The 25,015-nt window shown below is 65.5% G+C and carries 25 protein-coding genes and 1 pseudogene; 8 read left to right on the top strand and 18 right to left on the bottom strand.

Annotated elements, in window-relative coordinates:
* Positions 1-50 precede the first annotated feature (50 nt).
* The 3 genes from ACPTTC_RS22570 to panE form a co-directional block, all read right to left on the bottom strand.
* On the bottom strand, positions 51-989 hold the full coding sequence (locus ACPTTC_RS22570) for a substrate-binding domain-containing protein (RefSeq protein ID WP_423393977.1): 939 nt from the start codon (positions 987-989) through the stop codon (positions 51-53).
* A gap of 118 nt (positions 990-1,107) precedes the next feature.
* Positions 1,108-2,067 carry an AraC family transcriptional regulator gene (locus ACPTTC_RS22565; RefSeq protein WP_423393976.1) on the bottom strand — a complete coding sequence of 320 codons (960 nt, stop codon included), beginning with the start codon at positions 2,065-2,067 and terminating at the stop codon, positions 1,108-1,110.
* 233 nt (positions 2,068-2,300) lie between these two features.
* Positions 2,301-3,248, bottom strand: a complete 948-nt coding sequence (gene panE, locus ACPTTC_RS22560) for a 2-dehydropantoate 2-reductase (protein WP_423393975.1) — start codon at positions 3,246-3,248, stop codon at positions 2,301-2,303.
* Positions 3,249-3,499: 251 nt separating this feature from the next.
* On the opposite strand from panE, the gene ACPTTC_RS22555 reads away from it, so the two are divergent.
* Positions 3,500-5,053: a methyl-accepting chemotaxis protein gene (locus ACPTTC_RS22555; RefSeq protein ID WP_423393974.1), complete on the top strand. Its 1,554-nt coding sequence runs from the start codon at positions 3,500-3,502 to the stop codon at positions 5,051-5,053.
* Between the two features lie 213 nt (positions 5,054-5,266).
* On the opposite strand, the pseudogene ACPTTC_RS22550 reads toward ACPTTC_RS22555, so the two are convergent.
* The 7 genes and pseudogenes from ACPTTC_RS22550 to ACPTTC_RS22520 all read right to left on the bottom strand — a co-directional run.
* Positions 5,267-5,395, bottom strand: a pseudogene (locus ACPTTC_RS22550) (IS5/IS1182 family transposase); the annotation flags it as partial.
* Positions 5,396-5,719: 324 nt separating this feature from the next.
* Entirely contained in the window at positions 5,720-6,088 is a 369-nt protein-coding gene (locus ACPTTC_RS22545) for a hypothetical protein (RefSeq protein ID WP_423393973.1), read from the bottom strand.
* 70 nt (positions 6,089-6,158) lie between these two features.
* Positions 6,159-6,806 carry a M35 family metallo-endopeptidase gene (locus tag ACPTTC_RS22540; RefSeq protein ID WP_423393972.1) on the bottom strand — a complete coding sequence of 216 codons (648 nt, stop codon included), beginning with the start codon at positions 6,804-6,806 and terminating at the stop codon, positions 6,159-6,161.
* A gap of 4 nt (positions 6,807-6,810) precedes the next feature.
* The gene (locus ACPTTC_RS22535) at positions 6,811-7,347 is read right to left on the bottom strand and encodes a PAAR domain-containing protein (RefSeq protein WP_423393971.1); all 537 of its coding nucleotides are present in this window, start codon (positions 7,345-7,347) and stop codon (positions 6,811-6,813) included.
* A gap of 9 nt (positions 7,348-7,356) precedes the next feature.
* Entirely contained in the window at positions 7,357-7,509 is a 153-nt protein-coding gene (locus ACPTTC_RS22530; protein WP_423393970.1) for a hypothetical protein, read from the bottom strand.
* A 4-nt stretch (positions 7,510-7,513) separates the two neighbouring features.
* The gene (locus tag ACPTTC_RS22525; RefSeq protein WP_423393969.1) at positions 7,514-8,020 is read right to left on the bottom strand and encodes a hypothetical protein; all 507 of its coding nucleotides are present in this window, start codon (positions 8,018-8,020) and stop codon (positions 7,514-7,516) included.
* 121 nt (positions 8,021-8,141) lie between these two features.
* The gene (locus tag ACPTTC_RS22520; RefSeq protein WP_423393968.1) at positions 8,142-8,810 is read right to left on the bottom strand and encodes a LuxR C-terminal-related transcriptional regulator; all 669 of its coding nucleotides are present in this window, start codon (positions 8,808-8,810) and stop codon (positions 8,142-8,144) included.
* A gap of 389 nt (positions 8,811-9,199) precedes the next feature.
* Between ACPTTC_RS22520 and ACPTTC_RS22515 the strand changes: the two genes are divergently transcribed.
* Positions 9,200-9,694, top strand: coding sequence for a hypothetical protein (locus ACPTTC_RS22515; RefSeq protein ID WP_226195808.1), 495 nt, complete (start codon positions 9,200-9,202; stop codon positions 9,692-9,694).
* Positions 9,695-9,721: 27 nt separating this feature from the next.
* On the opposite strand, the gene ACPTTC_RS22510 is transcribed toward ACPTTC_RS22515, so the two are convergent.
* From ACPTTC_RS22510 to ACPTTC_RS22480, 7 genes are all read right to left on the bottom strand, one after another.
* Positions 9,722-10,228, bottom strand: coding sequence for a hypothetical protein (locus ACPTTC_RS22510; RefSeq protein WP_175968804.1), 507 nt, complete (start codon positions 10,226-10,228; stop codon positions 9,722-9,724).
* A gap of 132 nt (positions 10,229-10,360) precedes the next feature.
* On the bottom strand, positions 10,361-11,722 hold the full coding sequence (locus tag ACPTTC_RS22505) for a sigma 54-interacting transcriptional regulator (RefSeq protein ID WP_423395699.1): 1,362 nt from the start codon (positions 11,720-11,722) through the stop codon (positions 10,361-10,363).
* Between the two features lie 166 nt (positions 11,723-11,888).
* Positions 11,889-12,473, bottom strand: a complete 585-nt coding sequence (locus ACPTTC_RS22500; RefSeq protein WP_226195809.1) for a hypothetical protein — start codon at positions 12,471-12,473, stop codon at positions 11,889-11,891.
* A 156-nt stretch (positions 12,474-12,629) separates the two neighbouring features.
* Positions 12,630-14,306 carry a chemotaxis protein CheA gene (locus ACPTTC_RS22495; protein ID WP_423393967.1) on the bottom strand — a complete coding sequence of 559 codons (1,677 nt, stop codon included), beginning with the start codon at positions 14,304-14,306 and terminating at the stop codon, positions 12,630-12,632.
* Positions 14,307-14,350: 44 nt separating this feature from the next.
* On the bottom strand, positions 14,351-14,632 hold the full coding sequence (locus ACPTTC_RS22490) for a hypothetical protein (protein WP_423393966.1): 282 nt from the start codon (positions 14,630-14,632) through the stop codon (positions 14,351-14,353).
* 74 nt (positions 14,633-14,706) lie between these two features.
* Positions 14,707-15,297, bottom strand: a complete 591-nt coding sequence (locus tag ACPTTC_RS22485) for a hypothetical protein (protein ID WP_226195811.1) — start codon at positions 15,295-15,297, stop codon at positions 14,707-14,709.
* 111 nt (positions 15,298-15,408) lie between these two features.
* Positions 15,409-15,732 carry a hypothetical protein gene (locus tag ACPTTC_RS22480; protein ID WP_423393965.1) on the bottom strand — a complete coding sequence of 108 codons (324 nt, stop codon included), beginning with the start codon at positions 15,730-15,732 and terminating at the stop codon, positions 15,409-15,411.
* Between the two features lie 1,424 nt (positions 15,733-17,156).
* On the opposite strand from ACPTTC_RS22480, the gene ACPTTC_RS22475 reads away from it, so the two are divergent.
* From ACPTTC_RS22475 to ACPTTC_RS22450, 6 genes are all read left to right on the top strand, one after another.
* A complete protein-coding gene (locus tag ACPTTC_RS22475; protein ID WP_423393964.1) occupies positions 17,157-17,486 on the top strand; it encodes a hypothetical protein in 330 nt (109 codons plus the stop codon).
* Between the two features lie 115 nt (positions 17,487-17,601).
* On the top strand, positions 17,602-17,826 hold the full coding sequence (locus ACPTTC_RS22470; RefSeq protein ID WP_423393963.1) for a hypothetical protein: 225 nt from the start codon (positions 17,602-17,604) through the stop codon (positions 17,824-17,826).
* Complete coding sequence (locus ACPTTC_RS22465) at positions 17,819-18,826, top strand: UDP-glucuronic acid decarboxylase family protein (protein WP_423393962.1); 1,008 nt, start codon at positions 17,819-17,821, stop codon at positions 18,824-18,826. Before ACPTTC_RS22470 ends, ACPTTC_RS22465 begins: the two co-directional genes overlap by 8 nt.
* Positions 18,823-19,812: a UDP-glucose 4-epimerase GalE gene (galE, locus tag ACPTTC_RS22460; RefSeq protein WP_423393961.1), complete on the top strand. Its 990-nt coding sequence runs from the start codon at positions 18,823-18,825 to the stop codon at positions 19,810-19,812. Before ACPTTC_RS22465 ends, galE begins: the two co-directional genes overlap by 4 nt.
* Before the next feature lie 35 nt (positions 19,813-19,847).
* Complete coding sequence (locus ACPTTC_RS22455; RefSeq protein WP_423393960.1) at positions 19,848-21,251, top strand: UDP-glucose dehydrogenase family protein; 1,404 nt, start codon at positions 19,848-19,850, stop codon at positions 21,249-21,251.
* A gap of 26 nt (positions 21,252-21,277) precedes the next feature.
* Positions 21,278-23,935 carry a glycosyltransferase family 2 protein gene (locus tag ACPTTC_RS22450; protein ID WP_423393959.1) on the top strand — a complete coding sequence of 886 codons (2,658 nt, stop codon included), beginning with the start codon at positions 21,278-21,280 and terminating at the stop codon, positions 23,933-23,935.
* A 37-nt stretch (positions 23,936-23,972) separates the two neighbouring features.
* On the opposite strand, the gene ACPTTC_RS22445 is transcribed toward ACPTTC_RS22450, so the two are convergent.
* Positions 23,973-24,896, bottom strand: coding sequence for an AraC family transcriptional regulator (locus ACPTTC_RS22445; protein ID WP_226195819.1), 924 nt, complete (start codon positions 24,894-24,896; stop codon positions 23,973-23,975).
* Positions 24,897-25,015: the final 119 nt, after the last annotated feature.

Here is a 25,015-nt window from a genome sequence, read left to right as displayed (position 1 = left end):
GCGAAGGGCGCCGGCCATGCCGCCGCCCTTCGCGTCGCATCGCACGTCGTTCACCAGCTGAAGCCCTTCGCGTTGCCGCGATCGACCACCTTCACGTCGACGGGAATCGCCTTCGGTACCGTCGCGCCCCACTTGCGCGCGATCGCGATGCCGAGCGCGATGCGCACCTGGTCGGCCGGGAACTGCGCGGTCGTCTCGATGAATTTCGAATTCGGCTTCTGGATCGCGGCGATTGCCTCGGGAGCGCCGTCGACGCTCGTCAGCTTGATGTCCTTGCCGGAACCCTCGATGGCCGCGAGCGCCCCCATCGAACCGCCGTCGTTCACGCTGAAGATGCCCTTCAGGTTCGGATGCGCGGAGATCAGGTTCTCCGTGACCGACAGCGCGGTCGCCCGCTCCTGCTTGCCGTTCTGCGTATCGACCAGCTTTACGTTCGGGTATTTCGCGAGCCCGGCCTTGCAGCCGCGCACGCGTTCGAGAATCGGCACGACCGGAATGCCGTCGAGGATCGCGACTTCGCCGCTGCCGCCGATCGCCTTCGCGAGGTAGTCGCACGACATCAGGCCCGCGTCGTAGTTCTTCGAGCCGACGAACGAATCGACCGGGCCGTTCGCGTTCGCATCGACGGCCACCACCACCGCGCCGGCCTTCTTCGCCTGCGTGATCGCCGATTGGATGCCGGTCGAATCGGTCGGGTTCACGAGCAGGATGTCGATCTTCTTCTGCAGCATGTCCTCGACGTCGCTCACCTGCTTGCTGACGTCGTGATGCGCGTCGGTGACGACGACCTGCGCGCCGATCGACGCAGCCGCATCGTTCAGCGCTTTCTGCATCGTCACGAAATACGGGTTGTTCAGCTCCTGGAACGTCATGCCGATCCGCAGCGGTGCAGCGTGCGCGGCGGCGGCGGGTAGCAAGGCCGCGAACGCGGCGAGGGCCGCGATCCGGGCGGCGCGGCTGAATGATGAAGCGTGCGATGCGTGCGTCATGACGGTGTCTCCATTTATGTGCAGCTTTTTCGTGGTTGGACGAGCCCCTCGCGACGTGAGCGGCGCGATCGGCTGGGTAAAACGGCGGGGGAAACTCAGGCGGCCAACGGCCCGGCGATCATCCGGGCTGCGGCGCGCGCGCGGGAACGCCGGGCGTGACGACGCGCGGCGGCAGCGGATTGCCGGTGGGCGCCGCGTGCAGCGCGAGCTCGCGGCTGCGCGCATTCAGCCGCTGCAGCGCGCGGAATTCGGACGGCGCCATCCCCTTCACCGCGCGGAACTGGCGGTTGAAGTTCGACACGTTGTTGAAGCCGGCCTGGAAGCAGATGTCGGTGATGCTCGCGTCGTCGGCGAGCAGCATCTGGCACGCGGACTCAATCCGCAGGCGATTCACGTACTGCACGAACGGCATGCCCGTCTGGCGGTGGAACGCACGCGAGAATGCGCTGACGCTCTGCCCGGTCAGTTGCGCGAGATCGGATTCCCGCAGCTCGGACGCGAGGTGCTTGCCGATGTAGGACAGCGCATGGCTGAGCCGCGTCGGCGTGACGTCGGCCTGGTCGTACGCGGGGCTCGCGAGCAGCGTGCGTTCGGCCGCCCCGCAAAGCCGTTCGAGGATCGTCATGAACAGCGCGATACGGCGCATGCCGCGCGCGGCCAGCAGTTCGTCGAACAGCGGCGCGATCGCGGCGCTGGTCGCCGCGTCGAAGCCGACCCCGCGCCGCGCATCGTCGAGCAGCGCCTGCGCGTCGCGGCATTCGGGAAATGCGTCCATGCAGTGGCGCACGAACGCCGGGTCGAACTGGATCACGAGATTGCGGCGCTCGACGGTTTCGCCTTCGGCCATGTCGCTGACCCAGTTGTGCGGCAGGTTCGGGCCGAGCAGCACGAGATGGCCGGGGCCGAACGAGCCGATGTGATCGCCGACGAAATATTTGCCGCGCGTCGCGACGATCAGGTGCAGTTCGAATTCGGGATGGAAGTGCCAGCGGATCGTGCGATACGGATAGCCGTGCGACCAGACCTTGAACGACTCGTCACGTCGCACGTCGACCACTTCCAGATCGGGGTGCATCATTGCTGGCGTCTCCATTCCCATGTCTCGCTGGCCGGTTCGTTGCGCGCGTGCGCCGCGTATTCCAGGCGGCGACGCGACCGGTCGCATGGGAAGCAATGTAGGTCGATCGGGCGCGCGGCTCCACCAACTTTACGCCTGATTTCCGATACTTTTTTGCGCGTTCCGACCAGATACGGCGCCGGACGGCAAATTTGTGCAGCGCGGAACGGCCGGGCGACCGCCCGGCCCGGGGCTTACGCGGCCGCGTGCTCGCGCGCCATGCGCACTTCGTATGCCTTCAGGTGGTTGTACGCGATCCGCAGCAGCGACAGCGCATCGGCCGCCTGCGGGTCGCGGCGCGCGAGCAGGTCGCCGATCACGTGATCGGCTTCGACGCGCGCATGGTTCTCGACGTCGCGCAGCATCGACGCGGTCAGCGGCGACGGCGTCAGCACCATCCGCTGCATCCGCTCGATGGAGGCCGGGTCGGGCCGGTGGCCGTTGTGCTCGGCAATCGCGCTGCATTCGCCGAGCATCGTCTCGAGCAGGCGGCGGCCGTCCGGCGCGGCGAGAATGTCGCCCACCGAGCCGCGGAACAGCGACGTGCTCGCGGCGAGCGTCGCGAGGAACACCCACTTTTCCCACATCCGCGCGACCACGTTGTCGCTGAGCGTCGCGTCGAAACCCGCACCGCCGAGCACCTCGGCCAGCGCCCGCACACGCGGCGACTCGCCGCCCGCGAGTTCGCCGAAGGTGACCCCGTGCGTGTCGTTGAGGTGCACGATGCGCTGCTCGCGATCGAGCGTCGCCGCGATCACGCACAGCCCGCCGAGCACCTGCGCGGCGCCGAACCGGTCGCGCAGCACGTCGAGATGACGCATCCCGTTGAGCATCGGCAGGATCAGCGTCTGCGGGCCGACGAACGGCGCGAACGACAGAATCGCGTCGTCGAGGCTGTACGCCTTGCAGCTCAGCAGCACGAGGTCGAACGGTGCGACGCCGGCACCCGCGTCGCCCGCGCGCACGGTCTGCACGTTCGCGAGTGTCAGGTCGCCGCGCGGGCTGCGGATCAGCAGCCCGTCGCGCGCCAGCGCGGCCGCACGGCCGTCCCGCACCAGGAACGTCACGTCGCGTCCCGCCGCGGCCAGCCGGCCGCCGAAATATCCGCCGACCGCGCCGGCCCCTACCACCAGAATTCGCATCGTTACCTCCTTTCGGTTTCATTCGCCGCCGAGCCGCCAAGCCGGACGTGCGGCGCACGCGCCATCGCCCCGTGAGTATAGCGACACCCGTTATGCATATGCATAGATACCCTTGTCGGCATCAAAGGCATGCGTCTACGGTATCGGTTCCTAGGGATAACCCGTCTACGGCGACGCACGTCGGGCGCCGACAAGACACTTATCCCGTCACGCCGTCAAGGCGAGCTTCCACGACCGACCGACCACACACCATGCGCAACCTTTCCCTGAATCAGAAACTCGCCTCGATGATCGTCATCCTCTGGCTCGGCTTGCTCGTGATCGCCGGGCTCGGCGCATGGCAGACGCGCACATCGATGATCACGGACCGCCGCGACCAGCTCGCGTCGCTGGTCGCTCAGGCTGCGAGCGTGGCCGACCATTACTACAAGCTGTCTCAGCAGAACGCGCTGCCGGAAGCCGACGCGAAGCAGAAGGCGCTCGAGGCGATCGCCGCGATGCGCTCCAGCGCCGACGGCTACATCTCCGTCAACGACTCGAAGCCGGTGATCGTCATGCATCCGATCAAGTCCGAGCTCAACGGCAAGGACGTGTCGAATTTCACCGATCCGAACGGCAAGCACCTGTTCGTCGAGATCGTGAAGGCCGGCAACATGGAAGGCGGCAAGGGCTTCGTCGAGTATCTGTGGCCGAAACCGGGCGCCGACAAGCCGCAGGAGAAAACCAGCGCGGTGCAGCGCTTCGCGCCGTGGGACTGGTATCTCGTGACCGGCATGTACATGAACGACGTGCGCTCGGCCGTGCTCGAAAGCGTCGGCCGCTGGCTCGCGATGACGACCGTGCTCGGCGGGATCGCGACCGCCGTGATGGTGCTGGTGCTGAAAAGCGTGCGCGCGAACCTCGGCGGCGAACTGGAAGTGGCGCTCGACGCCGCGCAACGCATCGCGCAGGGCGACCTGACCGCGCGCGTCATCGTGAAGCAAGACGATCGCGGCAGCCTGCTGCACGCGCTGCACACGATGCAGGTCGGGCTGATCGACATGGTGTCGCGTGTGCGGATGGGCACCGAGAACATCAACGTCGGCGCGAGCGAGATCGCGTCCGGCAACACGGACCTGTCGCAGCGCACCGAGGAACAGGCCGCCGCGCTCGTGCAGACCGCGTCGAGCATGGACCAGATGACCGCGAACGTGAAGCAGAACGCGGACAGCGCCGCGCAGGCCGCGTCGCTCGCCGGCCAGGCCGCGCAGGTCGCGACGCGCGGCAGCGCGGTGGTCGACGACGTCGTGCGCACGATGAACGAGATCACCGGCCGCTCGCACAAGATCGGCGACATCATCGGCGTGATCGACGGGATCGCGTTCCAGACCAACATCCTCGCGCTGAATGCGGCGGTCGAAGCCGCGCGGGCGGGCGAACAGGGCCGCGGCTTCGCGGTGGTCGCGGCCGAGGTACGCTCGCTCGCGCAACGCTCGGCGACGGCCGCGAAGGAGATCAAGTCGCTGATCGTGTCGTCGAACGAGACCGTCGAGCAAGGCGCGGCGCTCGTCACGCACGCGGGCGAGACGATGGCCGAGATCGTGCAGTCGGTGCGGCGCGTGAACGAGATCCTCGACGAGATCAGCCATGCGTCGCGCGAACAGAGCGCCGGGATCGAGCAGGTCAATCGCGCGGTGGGCGAGATGGACCAGGTGACGCAGCAGAACGCGGCCCTCGTCGAACAAGCAGCGGCCGCCGCGCATTCGCTGCGCGATCAGGCCGAGGCGTTGCGGGATGCGGTGACGCGGTTCGCGTTGCCGGCGTAGGACTTGAAAGCGTGCGGGCCCGGTTTTCCTGCGCGTGGCCCGCACGCTCGATCGGCATCGATCGGGATGTCCTCTTGTCTGCACGTCGAGCGCATCTATCAGCGCCCCGCAATATCAATTCGCTGCGCAGCACTTGTTGGGCAATCGGGCAGGAAGGAAATTTCCACGCGCCGCCCATTATCCACGTCGCCACGCATATAAACGCATGTGCTTGCCGAACAGTCCGTTGAGTCGCTTCAGCGCTTGATTGACCAGCAGCCGCAGTGGCCGCAACGGGTGATCGGCCGGCACGAAGTCTTTCAGTTTCACCGTCGTGAACAGCGGCTCTTGCATCTCGTCCATTCCACGCATCGCCCCCCTCCGACCAAGACCATGAACACGTTATCTCTAACGCACCGCCCGCAAAGCCCGTTTACATCGTTCCCAATTTCAACAGCCTGCCAGAACCTGTCCACCTGTTGACAACGTGTCGCCCACAACTGCAATGCGTCGTTTCATTGCTCGGCCCTCTCGGTAACGATGTTCGGTGCTGGGTGACGGGTTCCGATGTCTGGATGTTTGGGGAACCACCATCCACGCATTCTCTCAATCGTGGTCGGTGGCACTGGAAAAGCAGGAACAAGAAAGCCCGCATTGCGCGAGCTTGTGTTGGTGTCCCGTGGTAGGTCACTGCGTCTTCGGTACGGGGTTCAGGTTCGGGCAGCAGTGATTCGGGCACCCCGGACTAACGTTGACCTCGACGCGTCGCCCGGATTGACCAAACTTGTCCGGCTTGAAGGTTTTGCCAGCTAAGGCGCGATTCTCGCCGTGGATCGAATATTGATCCAAGACCGACATCACGCTTTCGGCTCGTCGCGTCGCAAGCTGTTGTGCGTCATGTTCGGTCCGTTCGGCCAACCCGTTCAACCACACGGTATCGATGATCGGAAAGCGCTTGTGCATGTCGATCGACCATTCGGACAACCGTGATAGCTCGGCCGGCGAAATTGCGCTCGAATCCGTATCGAACACAATGTCGATGTAGTGGGCGGGCATGTTCGATGCGTCGTCACATGTGGCGGATGCGTGTACGCAGGTCAACGCGAGCGCGGCGGCAACTGCGAATTTAGTCATCGCCATCGACAACGTACCCCGCAATGCTATCGGCGTTGTTAATTGCCAAGTCAGGATTCGACCGGCCCCAAGGCGCTAGAAACGGTGTGATGGTGTATTTGTCGTCAGTGGAAGACATGGTGTCGTGAAAATGCGTAGCTTCGTGGATGATAGTTGATACGTGAGAATCAGCGCCATCCGTCCACGGGCGCATCGTGCAAAATCGCGCGCTGATTGCAATCGTATGCGTTGCCGTGTCCGGCGCGCATACGTGAGCGGCTTCGTTTTCCGTCCCTCGCGGGTGAGGAGTGCAGCCTGTCGCCAGATCGCCCGCGCTGCCGCTACGGACGACATTGTGTTCGTTGAACCCACGTACCACGGCAAGCACTTTTGTTAGGCCGGTAAGTAGGCGCATGCGCGTGGTTTCGTCGTTACGACCGAACCACTTGGACACGCGATTTCTTTCATCCTGCGACCATCTTTGCAATGCGGTGATGCGTGCGCCTAGCTTCTCAACGGCCGTAACCTGCGCCGTCGCAAAGACGGCCCGAAATTCTGAGTTGGTCATGTTCTCGCAGATCGGTCGTAGGTCAACATCCGCGAACGTCTGCGATCCTGCAATGGTGTTCGTCGTCTCAGCGACGGTGGTTTGGTTCCCCATCCCCTTAATCCTCGATTACAAGCGTCAACGTCTGCGCGCGCTCGGTTCGCACACGCTCGGTACAACCCCGCCCATCGCTCACACCGGATGCAAGCACGTTTCCAGATCGATCTTTGATCCAATAGCGCACGTTACTTAACGGTTCCTTCGTTCGAACGTCGCGGATGACGAATTGATCGTCGTGGGTGCCGCGAGCGGGCGCGAACCGCTCGGGGGAGTATGCGACGTTACCGAAGTACGGCATCGCGTCATTGCGGCCGCCGTCCCCGCCAATGAAAAATGTGCATTCGGCACCTGCGATTAATCGGTTTTTCCCGCACGGACAAAGTACCGGGTCGCCTTCAACCGCAACGCATCGGTTAGATGAGATAACGCTGACAGCACTCCCGGCGATGGCGAACATACCTTCGCAATTTCCGCACGTCGCCCTATCGCCGTTTAACGCGGCGAGCCTGTCGCTAACGACGATGGACGACGTGCCTTCGACGACGATTCCGCCCGTCGTCGTCATGTCGCCAACTCTGATTACTCGTTTGCTCATGGTGTGTCCTCAATCGAAATCGGTAACGATCCATTCGCCGGATTCGGGATCGTAGATCGCGTATTGATCGACTGCGGCCCCGGTAATTGCAATCGTCGGTGGCTTGCATGTCAGTGCTTCGGCCTCTGCGTCGGCTATCTGCTCGGCCGTCCACGTGCGCATTGCGTCAATGCGTTGCGCCGAACCCGGATAACCCGGCGCGCTGATAGGCAATTTCGATTCGCTCGACCACGTCATCCGGAAATTGGATCGTGAAATGGTCGCGTTGATCGAGTGGCACGTCGAAGGAAGAAGCAAAGTAGACCCTCAGGGGGAGTCCAGCATCGGACACAACCAGACGCCCTCCGGTCGCCGCATAGGCATAGTTCACGGCGACTGACAATCGGCCTTGCTGCTCGATGAAATGACGGGTATCGACTTGCCGAAAGTCGATCGGCCAAAAATGGCCGTCGTTGCGCGTGAGCGCTCGGGAACCCATGACCGCATCAAGTGGAGAAAGGTAGGTGCAAATGAACGGATCACGCGTACAGATCATCCGCATGTTGCCGTTGTACGTCGGATCGATCACCTCAGGTGAATCGATCGGTGACGCGTGTAGCTGCTGCACCATCGTATAGAGCTTGATCGATGAATGAAGGAAGTACGGACATTCGGCATGTTCTCTTTGGGTCATAGGCTCGGATACCTTAGGCGTCGACTGACCGTAGACATTCGCCGGTAAGAATTTTCTTGTCTATAGGATCAGTACGATATTTATTCGCACTCCGACTCAATATGTGATCACGCAATGTTCATCAAGCGTCCCTCGACATGCCCGACGCCCCACCCAGCCCCAGCCCCGCCGCTCGCTGGATCAGCTCGACGTCGTTGCTCACGCCGAGCTTCTTCATCGCACTGATCTTCTGCGCGCTGACCGTCTGCTTGCCCTTGCTCAGGCGCTGCGCGATCGTCTTGATCGGCACCCCCGCCAGGTACAGGCGAATGACCTCGATCTCGCGCGCCGACAGCCTCACGGGCGCGTCGCCGCGCTCGCCGAATGCGTCGACCGCGCGCCTGACGAGCGGCGACCGGTAGCACCCGCCGCTATAGCTCGAATGAATGGACGTGACGATATGGCCGACCTCGTCGAACTTGCTGACGATGCTCACCCCGCCGATCGCGAGGATCGATCCGAAGATCAGCGGGTTCTCGTTCGCGACCAGCGCGACGATCCCGACGTTCGGACGCGTGCGCCGCAGCCAGCCGAACAGCGCGAGGCTGTCCATTTGCGCGTCTCCTCGGATCGCATAGTCGACCAGCACGACATCGCAGTCGACGCTGCCGAGCGTCGCGACCAGTTCGGCCACGCTCCGGTAGACCGCGACGATCTCGATCGAGCAGCCGCTCCCCGCGACCTGCTCGATGCCGGCCAGCGTCAACGGCCAGTCGTATGCGACAACGACGCGAACATTGAATTTCCTCATGCGCAGTTCCAGGTGGTTCATCGGCCGCGCGACGCGGAACGCGCACGGCCGGTTTGGCGTTGAAAGAACGTTCAGGCTATTTTTAGCCCGAACGTCGATTCTATGAAGCCACGCACGAACGGGATATCGGACGGCATCGGGATCGGCCGTCCGGGACGTAATACGAGTTTGATATTTGCGCCGGTTCGAGCGCCCGACACCGGACGGCCCGCCTCTGCGGACATCGGCCGGATGGCCAGCGTAGCGGGCCATGTGGGCCAAGCGGCCGGCCAGCAGGTAAAATCGACGCCTTTGCATACTGCGCCGGGCCACCGTCGGCGAGCGACGCGCCGATGCCGGCCGCGCGCCACCGCCCGTTTGCCGGCTGCCCGACCTCCCCCGCTTTCCTCATGACCGACTCCGACCTGCAATCCGACGACACCTCCATCCACGAAGACGGCCTCTGGCGCGACAGCGGCTGGACGGCCCGCATCATCAAGAACGAAGACGACGACGGCTGGGCCGTCGAGATGATCAAGGACGGCGAGTCCGAGCCCGCGCTCGTCGGGCCGTGGACCATGGGCCGCGACAAGAAGAACCCGAAGCCGATGGACGCGAACGCGTTCCGCACGCTCGTGAAGACCGCGACCGAAGTGCTGATGCGGCACGAGCAGCAGCGGCGCGCGATGCTGCACAAGGAGGTGACGGTTCAGGGCGACGACGGCCAGGATGTGTCGGTGACGCTCGACATCGTGCCGGACGAGTTCGAGCCGTACGCGCAGCTCAAGGCATTCGATCCGTATGGCGAGCTGCTGGCCGAAGCGAAGGTGTCGGCCGGATTCAAGCTCAGCAAGGCCGGCGCCGAGCGCTGGGTCGCCTCGGGCTTCGAGCGGCCGGCCTCCTGATCGCGCCCGGCGCGCCGGGCCGCGCGCTCAGGCGCCGGCGCCCTGCCGTGCGCGCCGCAGCCGGCGCGCCGCCAGCTTGCGCCGCACGAGCTGCTCGAACTGCTGCGTCGCGACCGCCGGATCGCGCGCGGCCAGCCCGAGCGCGTTGCGCACAAGCTGGATCGGCGTCAGCACGAGGCCCCACGGCACGCCCCACCAGCCGAACGCGGCCGAGGCAAGCAGCGCGACCGCCTGCTTCCTGCGGCCGCAACGCCGGCAGCACACATGGCGCCGCGTCGCCCAGCGCGTGACGAACAGCAGCGACACGACGCGATGCGACGCATGGACATCGACCGGCTGGTCGTCGCGACGGCAGATCGGGCACGGCCCGTAACGCCAGTCGTGCACGTACTCCCAGACCTTCGCGTCGGGCACCCGTTGCGCCTCGACGACGATCGGATGCGCTTGCGCGCACGCCGGACGGCAATAGCGGTGGCCGTCGATCGACCGCCCGCCGACCAGGAACGTCCTGCCGCAGTGACTGCACTCTGCCACGGTAACCTCGGATAAGCGTGATGCGCCGCGTGCCGGCCGCGCGTGCATTGCTGCACCGGCGATCCGGACGGGCCGTTTCCTGTCTTAACGGCCGGCGTCGCGCAGTCTTGAGCGGCTGTGCGCCGCGGCGCGTCAGCCGTGCAGCCCGTGCGCGGTCATCAGCCGATACAGCGTCGCGCGCGAGATGCCCAGCTCGGCCGCCACGTCCGCATGCTGGTGGCGGTGGCGCATCAGCGTTTCCTCGATCGCGTGCCGCTCGGCCTGCCGGCGCGCTTCCGCGAGCGTCGGCGGCCGCCGCGACGTGTACGGGTGCAGTTCGAGATCGGCGGCCGAGATCATCGGACCGTTCGTCATCACGACCGCGAACCGGATCCGGTTGATGAGCTCGCGCACGTTGCCGGGCCACGGATAGTTGTAGATCGCTTCGATCGCGCACGGCATGAAACCGCGAATCCGGTGCGAACTGTCACCGCGATAGCGCCGCAGCACGTGGTCGGCGAGCAGCATGATGTCGCGGCCGCGCACGCGCAGCGGCGGCTCGTCGATGCGCAGCACGCACAGGCGGTAGTACAGGTCGGCACGGAACCGCCCCGCCTGCATCGCGGCCTCGAGATCGACGTGGGTCGCCGACACGATCCGCACGTCCACCGGAATCGACGCGTGCCCGCCGAGCCGCTCGATCGCGCCTTCCTGCAGGAAGCGCAGCAGGCTCGCCTGGCTTTCGAACGGCATGTCGCCGATCTCGTCGAGAAACAGCGTGCCGCCGTGCGCGGCCTCGATCCGGCCGATCTTGCGCTGGTGCGCGCCCGTGAACGCGCCGCGCTCGTGGCCGAACAGTTCGGCCTGCAGCAGCGTCGACGGAATGGCCGCGCAGTTCACGGCGACGAATGGCGCCTCGGCGCGCGACGACTGCTGGTGGATCGCCGCCGCCGTCAGCTCCTTGCCTGTGCCGGATTCGCCGGCGATGAATACGGTGGCGTCCGTGTTCGCGACCTTGCGGATCGTCGCGAACAGCCGGCGCATGGCGTCGCACGCGCCGATCATCGTGCCGCCGAGGGGCGCCGCATCGCCGTCCGGGCAGCCGTCCGCGAGTTTCAACATCCCGTATGCATGGCCGACCAGATAGCCGATCGTCGTATAGGCGGTCGCACTGCGCACGTAGTCGAAGCAGCAATGGCGAATCAGGCGCGCGATGGTGAGATCCCGCAGCCGCTCATGGTCGGCGAGCGCGACCCAGCTGACGCGCGGATCGCGCAGCAGCGTCTCGAACGACATAGCGTCGGGCGACGCGAAGCTGCCGAAATCGATGATGCCTGCATGCTGACGGTTCGCCCTGACGAGATTCAGTGCGTCCGCAACGGTTTTCGCGCGCCACACGTCCCAGCCGCGCGACGCGAGACAGTCGACGAGCGCCGCATCGTGCTGCTGCGACAGATAGACGAGTGGCCGCGACGGTACGACAGGGTTGCGCCGGACGGCAACGAACGGCGCCATACCCGCCTCGCGTTCGAGATCCTGCGGGCCCGACACCCTGATCTGGCAGCAATAGTTCACGATGGCCTCGTCGCTTGGATGGGTGGTCGAAACGGCCGTTGCCTGATCGCGCAGGGCGGGGCATCGTGGTCCCGCGGCGCCGGGCCGTCCTCGGATTGACGTTTCCTTATCGGCAGAAAACGACGCGCTGCGTGTAGATTTGCGGCTCGACGACCGGCTTCGTGGAACCGTTGAGATCGTCACGATAGGCCCGGTAGGTCTTGCCGTTCACCGTCACTTCCGCCGCACGGGCCGTCTCGATCGAGTTGAGCCCGTTGCGCTGCCACCCGCTCACCTGATCCGCCGCGGTCACGCTCGACTCGCCGGCGATCTTCTGCGTGATCGCGCTGCCGTCGCTCCATGGCTGCGTCTGCATATCCTCGGCATGCTGCATCGCGCCGATCGTCTTGCCGGTCGGCGTCGGCCCGTTCTGCGCTTCGAACGGCGCGCCGCGGCCGTACACCGGCGATCGCCACGACGGTGCGTGACCTTCCTCCGGCATCATGTAGATCATCTGCGGATCGCCGATCATCACCATCGGCGCGCACGCCGTGTTGTCGGCACGACCGAGTGTCGTCAGCGCCTGCTCGACGCTCACTGCGTTCGCGGCGGTCTGCTCGCCCAGGATCACGAAGACCGCCGGGTTCTGGAATACCGCCTGCGCGGCGGCTTGCGCGCTGTACAACAACAGAGCGACGAAAAAGATCCTCATGATTGAGGCCTCCTTGCATCCTCGTCAGGCAAAAAGAGGTGTTGACCTCGGGGATGGGATCAACACCCGTCAAACAGGAAACGACCGTCGGGCTTCGGGTTCGAACGACGCCCGTGCGACCTGCGCTCCGGTCGCACGGGCGTCCGACCCGCGTGCTTACGACGACGTGCTCGTCGAAATGACCGCCGGCGCCGGCACGACCGGGGCAGCCGGGGCAGCCTGCTGGTCGACCGGTGCCGGCGGCAATCCTTGCGCCGGATCGGACAACGCCGGCATGGCGGCGGGCTGCGCAGCGGCTTCGTCCGGCACCTTCGCGTCGGCAGCCGGCATGTCGGCAGGCGCCGCGGCTGCGGCGGGCTGCGCGGCTTCCGGCGCGGGCGCTTCGGCGGCGACCGGAGCCGGTTCGACAGCCTTCGCATCGGCTGCCGGTGCGGGCATCGCGGTCTCGGCCGCGGGCGCCGCGACGACGGCGGCGGCCGGCGTCGTGTCCGCAGCCGGCGCGGCAGCGGCCTGCGCTGCGTCGTCAGTCGCGGCCGGCATCGGCTCCGGCGCCTTGTCGGCGACGGGCTGCACGGGCTCGGGGGCCTTGTCGGCCACTGCCGGCGCAGGCTCCGGTGCCTTGTCGGCGACTGCCGGTGCAGGCTCCGGCGCCTTGTCGGCCACTAGCGGCACGAGCTCCGGTGCCTTCGTGTCGGCGACCGGCTCGGCAGGTGCGGGCGATGCCTTGTCCGCAACTGCCGGTGCGGCGATCACGGCGGCAGCCGGTACGGCCGCGATCGCAGCCGCCGGTACGACCGATGCCGCGGGCGCGGCGGCGACAGCAGGCACGGCAGCCACCGCGGGCGCGGCTGCTGCGGCCGGTGCCGCGGCTGCAACGGCGGGGGCTGCGACGGCCGGTGCGGCTGCGACAGCCGGCGCCGCCACTGCCGGTGCGGCAGCTGCGACAGCCGGTGCGGCGACGGCCGGTGCTGCGGCAACCGGCGCCATCGACGGCACGGGCACCGGTACCGGCACCGACACGGGTGCCGCCTGCACCGAGGTCGTCGCCACCGGACGGGGTTGCGCCGGCGCCGGCGCGGCAGCGCCCAGCGGCGGCAAGCCCATGCGGTCGCGCACGATCGGATCGCGATACTTCACGTCGTCGGCAACCGTCGCTTCTGCGCTCGGCGCCACGTTCGAACGGGCGAGCGGCGCGGTCGTGCCCGGGCACAGGTGGCCGGTCGCTTCCACCGCACGCCGGTTCGCGTCGCTCTGGCAGAGCAGCGCGAGCGCCACGTCGGTCAGGCCCATCGCACGGAATTCACGTGCATCGAGACGCCGGACGCAGGCCTGGTCGACCAGCGTCGTGCCGCCCGTCGCGCCGAACCCCGGGAACGACACGCCGACGCTCACCGACCCCATGCAGGTATCGGACAGCGTGGTCGTGAGGCCCGGCGCCTGGATCGCGGGGTTGGTCTTGATCGTCTGCGTACCCGAGTAATTGACGTTTTCCGCCGACTGGGTGTTGTACGGGTTGGTGCCGGGCGCGCCGGATGACTGCAGCGACTGCGGCGTCACGTTCGTGCCGCCACTCGTGCTGGACGGCGTCGTCACGTTCACGTTCACGCTTGAATTGCCGCTGCTGTGAACCCCGCTGGAGCTGGTAGCGTTGCCGCCGCGCGAGCTCGTGGTGTTCGTGTTCGAGCTCATGCTCGAGCCGCCCCCCTGGCTGACTGCCGTCGACGACGTCGAGGACTGTGCGCTCGAAGTCGAATCGGCGGTTTGCGCTTGGGCGCCGATCGTGGTCATCGCGAACATCGCTGCGCATGCCACCTTGATCTTGTTGCTGTTCATTTCACTCTCCGGACGAGGTTTGACCTCCCACCCAGGCAACCGTACTAATTCCCCTGATTCCCTTCAGCTTTGCCTGCTTCCCCGAACTGTTTCCAGCCGTTACCCAGCTGGGACCATGAGCCGGCCGACATGCCCTGCCACTGCTGGGCGCCTGGTCCGCCGATGGCACTGCCCGAAGAAAGCGTTTGTTGTTCTGACGGTTTGGTTGTCTGGTCAGGGTTGTTTGACGTCTGCAAATTCGATTGCACGTCGTTGGCAATACGGTCAGCGCCATACGCCGTCAGAGACGCGAGCATCAGAGCGGCGGCAATCAGTTTCTGCTTCATGCCAACTCCTTACGTGACAACGATGTGGGGAAAAGAGACCAGCGTCGCTGTGAAACTGGTCCCCCCACACCTGACTAATGACTGCTTCCGGTCGCACTTGCACTGCCCTGGCTTCCGCCCGATGCGGACGGTGAGCCGGCCGAACCGGTACTCCAAACGGTCGACGAGTTGTAGTGATTCGAACCCGTGATCGCGCCTGACCCACCACTGCCGGTCAGCCCAGCGGCACCCGCGTTGGCAACGCCCTGGTCGTTCGCACTCGAAGCCGTGTAATGATTGGCACCAAGGACGATCGTGGCGCTCACCCCGCCCGACAACGCATTCGCGTTCTCGTTCGTGCTGCTGTTTCCACCGTACGAGCCTGCGGCACCGATACCGCCGCCTGCCGCGAACGCGCCCCCGTTCGTGCCCGAACCGCTGGCCGTCGAGGTCGTGTTGTGGAAGGCGGATGCCGTGCCGGCGGAACCAGCGGGTGTCACCGTACTGCCCGCGTTCGCGCCCGCCGTCGAAGTCGAATTGCTGGTATAGCTGCCGGAGCCGACCAGGACCGAACCGGAAACACCCGCCGCAACGGATTGCGTCTGGTTGGTCGTGGAGGAACCCGCTGCCAATGCAGCCGACGATAAGACGGTGAGCGCTGTCGCGAAAATGACTTTGGCTTTCATAGCAATTCCTTGCTGTGAGTAAGTTCGGCGGTGGCGGAGCCGGGTCAACCCCCATCGAGCGGAACCCGGCATCCGTACCGCCAGCCAATGACGAACGCTACGCGTCGCGGCTTAGTGGTGCGTCGTCCAGCCGATCGAACCGGCATTCGCGCCGCTGTCGCCACCCGCTTGCGCGCCACCGAAGCCGAAGCCGCTAACCGACGACGATTGGGTGTGGTTCGTGTACGAGATCGAACCGCTGCCCGGGCCACCGGCCACTGCGCCGGCTGCACCGAGTGCCGAGCCCGAATCGGTTGCGGTGAAATGGCCGAAGCCGGCAACGCCTGCCATCGTTTGGCCGCCGCTCGACGAGCTGCTGCTCGAAACAGTGCCGCTGCCAGCGAACGCTGCACCCGAAACCGCCAGAACTGCTGCTGCAATCAGAAGCTTCTTCATGGTCGACTCCAAAACGGCGTGGACGGAATGAGTCAGGAAGATCGCACGCCATCAACCTTCCTGACTTGAGCAATCCAAACAATTAAGGATCACTATCCAATCAATAAATCACGATGCCTTTTAAATTCGGCTTCCTGCTATTTTTTCAATACGAAGCTTAGCCTCGAGATTTTTAGTTATCGCAATTTTTTGGTAGGTGTTTTCTATTATTTTTATGAACATTTGACTTACACAGAAAACACCATTACCCGACATACCAAAGCGATGCTTACATCTTTCCGGCTTGCGATATTCGATAGCTCGCCGGACGGCATGCCGTAAATCGACATCCCATTCCGGAATCGAAATTCGCGAATATATTAACCACCGCAAAATGCAGCGCCGTTGAAAATACCCCCGTTACCCGGGCGACAACGGGCCTGCATTGCAGCCAGGTGGCATGTCTTCTCCCTGAGCTATCGACGAAAGGTCTTCCGGATAATCCGGCCGACGGGCGTTCGATCTAATCCGGCCGGCGCCGGCATGGGCCAGGCGCGATCGAAGCGACCTTGCACGGCCGAGGACGAATCGGCATCACGCTGTCCGGCACGAGCAGCATGATCCATCCGGGTGAACTGAATGAAAGCGAGTACCGCTGTCGCCCGACTGTCGTGCGGCGCGACAACCGCGCCAGCACGCGAAGCGCGCGGAGGGCAAGAAACCGGGACAGCGCAACCCGCGAAGCTGGCACAGCGTCGCGAGCGTCACCCCGGCCTTTCCGACTACCCCACTGATGCGCAAAGTATGCGCTGATCGAGCTACTGCTTATGGTCTTCATCGCCGTTTCCCCGACTGCTTATTGACGAGTTGGCCGCCCCACCTCTTCGTTACTTCGTGTCGACCGCCCGCCGGTGCGTCCAATACCGCAAGCAGCGTGCCACGTGATATTCCACCGCATATTGGGCTCGGCAAACGACCGCCACGGCGGCATGCAGCGCCTGGAACGACATTTTTTGTTTCAGGAATGTATCGCAATAACAGTTTGACGCCCTCGGCGATCGTTGAGCGCCGCGATGCAATGGCCGGATTTGACGGACGAATCCGGCCCGCAGGCCTGCGCGGGACGGCCGGATGAACGCGTGTTTCAAACTTGAGAAGCGCACATCCGCGCGGGGCGGGCAGCGCAGGCATTTCCGCTTGCAAACCGTGGATCGCGGCGTATGCGCCCCCCTCCCGGGCCATCACAAACGAGAATCGATTCGCCCGACACCTGGCCTCGGGAGCCCGACACCGCAACGTCCGGCAAGCCGTCTGCGCGCGTTTCCTCCGACGACCCGGACGAATTTGATTCATCCGTGAAAATACCGACAGGATCAGACGCCGCCCAAGCGTCGAAATGGGCCATGAAAAAGAAAACTCGCATGCCGGCGTAATAATTAAAACAAATGAAAACTCGTGCCCCTCCGGATCCGGCACATCACTTTTTCATTTTCATTCGCTACACCTTTCACGCACCGAATCACCCGATAAGCAGCGCACTCGGGAAACGTATTCAATCTTTTATCGAAGCATTTCTCATTGATGAAACATTTCCGATCAACACCATTTTGATGAAGCCACTGCCGCAAAAGCCTGATTTATCGCGCGTTTCGTCGTATCGAATCGCACCGATCCGGCAACGGGTCCGCCCGCTTTCCTGTCCCCACGATACACACATGAAACAGAAGCGCGCGAATCGCGCGGCCATCGCGCCATCGCGCCCGTGCGCATCGTGACGGCATCGTTCATGGCATGCCGATTGCCTGATGTCCGACTCTCACCGAGCGGCACGCCAGGGCACAAGATCAAGGCGGCGGCCCGCTCGTCAGTCAGCATGTCGGGGAACAGGCGATGAAGATCACCACCGATCGATCGACGCGTGCGTCGTTCAAGCATCAACGGGGTAGTCAGCGAAACCGGAGCGCCTGTCGCGGCGCTTCGTCGACCTCAGCACGTGCGAACCGGCGCTTGCCGACACGCTCCCCATGCAGCGGGATGGAACGCGTGCGCGCCGCCGTCGAACTGATCGACGTGGGGTTCCCGGAGCTGAACGACGAGGGGGAAAGCCATGAATGACAGGGTCGCGCTCGAGACGCGCGCCGGTCAGCGCGTCCTGGTGACGGGCGGCGCCGGCTTTCTCGGCAGCTACGTATGCGAACGCCTGGTCATGGAAGGCGCGTCCGTCACGTGCATCGACAGCCTGCTGACGGGACGCAAGCTCAACGTGGCCGACCTGAAAGCGTCCGGCCGCTTCGCGTTCGTGAAGGGCGACGTCTCGCTCGGCCTGCCGCAACTGCAGGTGGACGAAATCTGGAATCTCGCGTGCGCGGCATCGCCGCCCACTTACCAGATCGATCCCGTCCATACGATGCTGACCAACGTGCTCGGCATGAACCACTGCCTCGCGCTCGCGCGCAAGACGGGCGCACGCGTGTTCCAGGCGTCGACCAGCGAGATCTACGGCGACCCGGACGTGCATCCGCAGACGGAAACCTATCGCGGCAACGTGAACACGATCGGCCCGCGCGCGTGCTACGACGAAGGCAAGCGCGCGGCCGAGGCGCTGTGCTACGACTACTACCGCACGCACGGCATCGACGTGCGCGTCGCGCGCATCTTCAATACCTACGGCCCGCGGATGTCGCCGCGCGATGGCCGCGTCGTGTCGAACTTCATCGTCAGCGCACTCAACGGCACGCCGCTTGAGATCTACGGCGACGGCAGGCAGACGCGCTCGTTCTGCTTCGCCAGCGACCTGATCGACGGCTTCTTCTGCCTGATGAGCGCCGAGCGCAATATCGGCACGCCGGTCAACCTCGGCAATCCCGGCGAATTCACGATGATCGAGCTCGCGGAAAAAGTGCTCGCGATGACGGGCTCGAAATCGGACATCGTGTTCCGGCCGCTGCCGATCGACGATCCGCACCAGCGCAAGCCCGACATCTCGGTCGCGTCCGCCGAACTCGGCTGGCGGCCGGCCGTGGATCTCGACGAAGGCCTGCGTCGGACCGTCGACTATTTCAGCCGCGAACTGTGGCTCGAGCCGGTGTTGCGCCTGACCGGGGTCACGACATGAAAGTACTCGTGACCGGCGGAGCAGGCTATATCGGCAGCCATACCTGCAAGGCGCTCGCGGCAGCGGGACACGAACCGGTCGCCTATGACAATCTGTCGACCGGCCATCGCGACGCGGTTCGATGGGGACCACTCGTCACGGCCGACATTCTCGACCGCGACGCGCTGTCGAAGGCGTTCGCCGCGCATCGGCCCGACGTCGTGATCCATTTCGCCGCACTCGCCTACGTCGGCGATTCGGTGCTCGCGCCCGAGCGCTATTACACGGTCAACGTCACGGGCACCTGCATGCTGCTGAGCGCGATGCACGCGGCCGGCATCGGCCGGATCGTGATGTCGTCGTCGTGCGCGACGTACGGCATTCCGGACGTGCTGCCGATCTCGGAGCGCACGCCGCAACGGCCGATCAATCCGTACGGCTTCACGAAATACGCGATGGAACGGATGGCCGCCGATTTCGAGCGCGCATACGGGCTGAAGTGGGTCGCGCTGCGCTACTTCAACGCGGCAGGGGCGGATCCCGACGGCGAGATCGGCGAATGCCACGAACCGGAAACGCACGCGCTGCCGCTCGCGATCCACGCGGCGCTCGGTACCGGCAATGCGTTCCAGGTGATGGGCACCGACTACCCGACGCCCGACGGTTCGGCGATTCGCGACTACGTGCACGTCAGCGACCTCGCCGACGCGCATCTGAAAGCGACCGCCTATCTGTGCGGCGGCGGCCTCAGCGTCGCACTGAATCTCGGTACCGGCAAAGGAACGTCGGTGCTCGACGCGCTGCGCGCCGTCGAAGCCGTGACGGGCCGCCGCGTGCCGACGGTCACGGCCGCGCGCCGCCCGGGCGACCCGCCCGAGCTGTACGCCGACGCCACGCAGGCCGCGCGCGTGCTCGGCTGGCGGCCGCGTTTCACCGCGATCGAACCGATGGTCGAACACGCCGCGGCATGGTTTCAGAAAGAACTGCAATTCGCATCCGGCAAGTGAGCCAGTTTCCTTGTACGTCACTCAGGGGAATCATCATGAAGGTACGGATCGCCATCGTTGGCACGGGCTACGTCGGGCTGGTCAGCGGCGCGTGCTTTGCGGATCTCGGGCATGAGGTCGTCTGCATCGACAACAATCGCGGCAAGATCGACGCGCTGAACGACGGCCGCATGCCGATCTACGAACCGGGCCTCGACGCCGTCGTCGCACGCAACGTCGAACGCGGTACGCTGCGCTTCAGCAGCGACCTCGCGGCGAGCGTGTGCGATCGCGACGCAGTATTCATCGCGGTCGGCACGCCGACGCTGCCGGGCACCGACCAGGCGGACCTGCAGTACGTCGAGGCGGCCGCGCGCGCGATCGCGTCGAACCTCACCGGTTTCGCGGTCGTCGTGACGAAGTCGACGGTGCCGGTCGGCACCAACCGGATCGTCAAGCAGATCATCGAACGCTGCGCGCCGCACGGCATCGACGCGGCCATCGCATCGAATCCGGAGTTCCTGCGCGAAGGCTCGGCGATCGACGATTTCATGCACCCGGACCGCATCGTGTTCGGCGCCGAACACCCGCGTGCGATCGAGATCATGAAGGCCATCTATGCGCCGCTTGAAGCGGCCGGCCATCTGGTGCTCGCAACCGAGATCGAAACGGCCGAACTCGTGAAGTACGCGGCGAATGCGTTCCTCGCGGTGAAGATCAGTTACATCAACGAGATCTCGGACCTGTGCGAAGCCGTCGGCGCCGATGTCGAACTGGTCGCGAACGGCATGGGCCTCGACCACCGCATCGGCGCGTCGTTCCTGAAGGCCGGCCCCGGCTGGGGCGGCTCGTGCTTTCCGAAGGACACGCGCGCACTGAAGGCGACGGCGTCCGAACATGCGGTGCCGCTGCGCATCGTCAGTGCGGCGATCGAATCGAACACGCTGCGCAAGGAACAGATCCTGCGCCGCATCGAGAAAGCCTGCGGCGGCTCGATCAAGGACAAGCGCATCGCGGTGCTCGGCCTCACGTTCAAAGGCCAGACCGACGACGTGCGCGAAAGCCCGAGCATCGACGTGATCCAGTTGCTCGTGGGCGCGGGCGCGCATATCCGCGCATACGACCCAGCGCGTCCGCACGAAGCATCGCGGCTGCTGCCGCAGGTGTTCATGGAGGGCTCCGCGATCGACGCGGTGCGCAGCGCGGACGCCGTCGTCGTGATGACCGAATGGAAAGCGTTCGAGGCGCTCGATCTCGCCGACCTCGCGGATCACATGGCCGATCCCGTGATGCTCGACATGCGCAACCTGTTCAGCGAACGGCTGGCCGTCGACAGCGGCTTTCGCCGCTACGAACGCGTGGGCCGCTCGTGCGGCGAACGCACGCCGGCCGACCCGGCCCCGGAACACCAGCACGCCAGCGAGGACCCCCGGCCGCAGCGCGGCCTGCTTCAAGACTGATGGTCTGACCTCGACGGGAGAACACCATGAAGAAGCTGGTTGCGTCGCTTGCGGGCGGCCCTGAGCCGGATACCGCCGACACCGACACTACCGACGCCGACGCGGATCGCACCGCATCGCTGCATGCGGACGTCCCGCTCCTCGTCCCGCTGATGGACGGCGGGACCCGGATCGTATTCCACCTCCTCGCGCTGGGCTGGTTCGTCGCGCTGGGCATCTTCTGGCGCTGGTGGTTGCGCGACGAGCACTACGTCGACGCATTCCGCTTCGGCGTCAACTGCTTCGTGCTGTTCTGGACCACCTTCATCCCGGGCTACTTCATCTTCATCATCCGCTCGGCGGTCATGCCGAATCCCGCGCTGCCGGTGCCGCGCGACTGGCGCGTCGCGATGGTCGTCACCAAGGCGCCGTCCGAGCCGTTCGACATCGTCCGCACGACGCTGCTCGCGATGCTCGACCAGACCTACCCGCACGATACGTGGCTCGCCGATGAAGACCCGTCGCCCGAGACGCTCGACTGGTGCCGCGAGCACGGCGTATTCGTGTCGACGCGGCGCGGCATTGCCGCGTACCACCGGACGAGCTGGCCGCGCCGGACCCGGTGCAAGGAAGGCAATCTCGCGTACTTCTATGACATGGTCGGCTACGACCACTACGATTTCGTGTCCCAGCTCGACGCCGACCACGTGCCGACCCGCACCTATCTCGAGGAGATGCTGCGGCCGTTCGTCGACCCGGAAGTCGGCTACGTGTCGGCGCCGAGCATCTGCGACAGCAACGCGGCCGAGAGCTGGAGCGCACGCGGGCGCGTGAACGTCGAGGGGCCGCTGCACGGCACGATGCAGGCCGGCTATGCGGGCGGCCTCGCGCCGCTGTGCATCGGCTCGCACTACGCGGTGCGCTGCCGCGCGCTGCGCGAGATCGGCGGGCTCGGGCCCGAGCTCGCCGAGGATCACTCGACCACGATGATCTTCAATTCGAAGGGCTGGCGCGGCATGCATGCGCTGAACGCGATCGCGCACGGCGAGGGGCCGCGCACGTTCGGCGATCTGGCCACGCAGGAATTCCAGTGGTCCAAGAGCGTGATGATCATCATGCTGCGCTACACGCGCCACTATTTCATGGGGCTGCCGCTGAAGCTGAAGGCGCAGTTCCTGTTCTGCCAGCTGTGGTATCCGCTGTGCGCGCTCGCGATGGCCGCCAGCGTCGTGATCCCGGTCGTCGCGCTGCTCACCGGCCGCGTGTGGGCGCATGTCGACTTCCTCACGTATTTCACCTACGCGCTGCCGCTGTCCGTGCTGATCCTGTGCGTGGTGACCTGGGTCACGCGTTCGACCCGGTCGTGCCGCCCGCTGAACACGAAGCTGCTGTCGTGGGAAGGGCTGTCGTTCGTGTTCGCGCGCTGGCCGTGGGTCGTGCTCGGCTGCGCGTCGGCGGTGTTCGACTGCGTGCGCGGCAAGGAATTTCCGTTCAAGGTCACGCCGAAGGGCGGCACGATCGAACAGGACGCGCCGCTGCGCGTGGTCGCCCCGTATCTGCTGATCTCGCTGTTCTGCAGCCTGCCCGTCGTCACGGTCGAGAATCCGCGCAACGCCGCCGGCTTCTATCTGTTCTCGACGCTGACGAGCATCCTGTATCTCGTGATCGCCGCCGTCGTCACGGTGAATCACGGCAGGGAGCAAGGGCTCGCGTGGTCGGCGTTCAGGCAGATGTTCTTCAGCCGCCTGCCCGTGCGCAACGCGCTGTTCGTGATCGCGCTCGCGATGGTGCTGGCCGGCATCGGGCTGCGCGCGCCGAAAGGCTGGCAGGCGATGATGTGGCGCTCGGGTTTGCCGGCCGTGGTCGCGCCCGTGCCGGGCGAACCGGTGAAGCAGCCCGAACTCGGCGCATACGATCCCGAAAACACGCTCGCGGGCGACCGGGATCTCGCTTTCGACCATGTGTTCGTGTCGTGGAACGCGCCCGACATCCGCGCGGAAATCGACGCTGCGTACCGGAGCGCGCAGGCGCGCAACCGCTCGCTGATGCTGACCGTCGAGCCCTGGGCAGCCGGCAACACGCGGCCAGGCGCGCTGCTCAAGGATATCGTGCACGGGCGCTACGACGCGCAGATCGCGGCCACCTGCTCGGCACTCGCCGCGTTGAAGGGCCCGGTGTTCGTGCGCTGGGGTCACGAGATGGAGGCCGACACCGGACGCTATCCGTGGGCCATCGGCGATCCGTCCGCCTACGTGGATGCGTACCGGCGGGTCGTGACCACCTGCCGCACGATGACCGACCAGATCCGCTTCGTGTGGTCGCCGGCCGGCAACCGGAACCTTGACGACTATTTCCCGGGCCGCGGCTATGTGGACGACGTCGGCCTGTCCGTGTTCGACTGCCCGCGCTGCGCGATCTGGCCGGCCGGCGGCCACGCGTCCGCCGCGAGCATCCTGCGGACCAAGTACGAGCGGGTGACCGACTACGGGCTGCCGGTGATGGTGACGGAGCTCGGCATCGACGGGTCGAATGCGCGCAAGCGCGAGGAGCTCGATGAATTCCAGCGATCGCTGTGGCGCTATCCGCTGCTGAAGGCCGTGGTGTATTTCAACGCGGTCGATACGCCCGGCGCGTGGCCGGCGCACTACGTGCCGGACTGGCGGATCGCCCCCGCATTCCTGCAGACGACGGTGGTCGCCCGGTGAAACGCGCCGGGAGCGACGGCGCGTCAGCCGTGTGCCGTCAGCCGAGCAGCTCCTTCTTGCGCAACTGCACGACGTCGCGCATCGGCGGCGCGCCGAACAGCCGGCTGTATTCGCGGCTGAACTGCGACGCGCTTTCGTAGCCGACGACCGCGGCCACCGACCCGACATCGCCGCCCTGCCGCAGCAGCAGCCGGCGCGCCTCGTGCAGCCGCAGCTGCTTCTGGTACTGCAGCGGGCTGAGCGTCGTCACGTGCTTGAAATGGTGGTGCAGCGACGACACGCTCATGTTGACTGCCTGCGCGAGCGACTCGACGCGCATCGGCTCCGCGTAGTGATCGCGGATCCATTCGATCGCGCGCGCGATCCGGTGTGTCTGGCTGCCCGCGATCGCCATGTGCCGCAACCGCGTGCCCTGCCCGCTCGTCATCAGCCGGTACAGCAATTCCTTTTCGATCAGCGGCGCGACGACCGGAATGTCGGCCGGCGTATCGAGCAGCCGCAGCAGCCGCAGCGCGGCATCGAGCAGCGGCGGCGTCAGCTCGGCAAGCGCGATCCCCTCGCCTTCGGGGCCCGCGTCGGGCTCGGGCAGCCGCATCTCGGCCGCGAGCTCGACGATGCGCTGCGGATCGAGCCTCAGCGACAGGCACAGGTATGGTTCCTCCGGCGACGCGCGCGTCACGCGCGAGAGGATCGGCAAGTCGATCGACGTAATCAGGCAATTCTGCGTGTCGTATTCGTAAGCGTGGCCGGCCACGATCACGCGCTTCGCGCCCTGGCCCGCGATCACGAGCGCGGCACACGACACGGCGCAGCCGAGATCGACCGGACGCGTATGCCGATGCAGCATCAGGCCCGGCACGGCCGTCGAATGGGAGCCGTCCGCCGGCGCGAAACGGCTGATCAGCATCGCCAGCTCGCGCCGCCCGGATTCGCGCGACGCCACGATATCGGTCATGTCCATGACGCTTCCTCGGTAGATTTCCGCATGTCGCGGGAGCATAGCGAAACCACCCGGAACCTGCCGGGGATTTGCAGGATTGTTCAATAAATTTGCAGGATTGGGTAGACGCAAAAACCGGC

This window comes from Burkholderia mycopellens (assembly GCF_964265025.1).
Classification (GTDB): domain Bacteria; phylum Pseudomonadota; class Gammaproteobacteria; order Burkholderiales; family Burkholderiaceae; genus Burkholderia.
This window is presented reverse-complemented; position numbering and strand designations above follow the sequence as displayed.